The sequence below is a fragment of the Flavobacterium sp. genome, from assembly GCF_031423415.1.
Lineage (GTDB): Bacteria > Bacteroidota > Bacteroidia > Flavobacteriales > Flavobacteriaceae > Flavobacterium.
Map to the genome: position 1 here is coordinate 1 of NZ_JANPFL010000032.1, position 1280 is coordinate 1280.

At 32.4% G+C, this 1280-nt stretch carries 1 protein-coding gene; it reads left to right on the top strand.

Translation table 11 applies throughout. The features are described 5' to 3' along the window. Positions 1–1280 (top strand): UDP-N-acetylmuramate--L-alanine ligase (murC, locus tag RMO83_RS03555; protein WP_310558302.1); only part of this gene is annotated, 1280 nt, incomplete at both ends.

Here is a 1280-nt window from a genome sequence, read left to right on the forward strand (position 1 = left end):
TGGCGGCATCGGAATGAGTGCTTTGGCTCGGTATTTTAAAAATATTGGCAAAAAAGTTGCTGGTTATGATAAAACCGAAACCGAATTGACCAAAGATTTAAATCAAATTGGAATCGAAATTCATTTTGAAGATAATATTGATTTAATTCCGAAGGATTATTTTACAGAAAATACATTAGTAATTATTACTCCAGCTGTTCCGAAATCGCATTCTGAATGGAATTATTTTCTTGAGAGAAATTACGAAGTAAAAAAACGTGCAGAAGTTCTTGGAATAATTACCAAAGATACTTTTTGTTTTGCAGTTGCAGGAACACACGGAAAAACTACAACTTCAAGTATATTAGGTCACATTTTATATGAATCTGGTGTCGATGTAACCGCTTTTTTAGGTGGAATTGTAGAAAATTACAACTCAAATTTAATAGGCTCAGGAAAAACGATTACAGTTGTCGAAGCCGATGAATTCGATAGATCATTTTTGCATTTGCATCCAAATATTGCTTGCATAACGTCAATGGATGCAGATCATTTGGATATTTATGGCGATTCAGCATCGATAGAAGCATCGTTTGTAGAATTTGCCAATAAAGTCGAAGACAAATCTAAATTATTCATAACGAATACTTTATCAATCGAAGGCGTAACTTGTTCGATAAACGAAAATGGCGTATTTAAAGCTCTAAATATTCGAATAGAAAACACAAACTATATTTTTGATGTGCAAACACCAAACGAAATTATTAAAAATTTGCAATTCGGATTACCAGGAAAACACAATTTAATGAATGCATTAATGGCTTTGGCGATGGCAAAAACTTTCGGCATCCCAAACGAAGACATCGCCAAATCATTAGTTTCATTTAAAGGAATAAAAAGAAGGTTTTCGTATCAAATAAAAACAGAAAATCTCGTCTATATAGATGATTATGCGCACCATCCTACCGAGATAAACGCAGTAAATCAAGCCGTTGGAGAATTGTATCCAAATCAAGAAGTTTTAGCAATTTTTCAGCCACATTTATTCAGCAGAACCAATGATTTTGCTGATGATTTTGCAAAAAGTTTGTCGCAATTTAACGAAATAATTTTATTAGATATTTATCCCGCACGAGAATTACCAATAGAAGGCGTAACATCGACTTGGTTAATGAATAAAATGAGCAATAAAAATGTCAAATTAATTCAAAAACCAGATTTGGTAAACGAAATATTAAAATCAAATAAAAAAATAATTATCACAATTGGCGCGGGTGATATTGGCGAAATGGTTTCAGGTA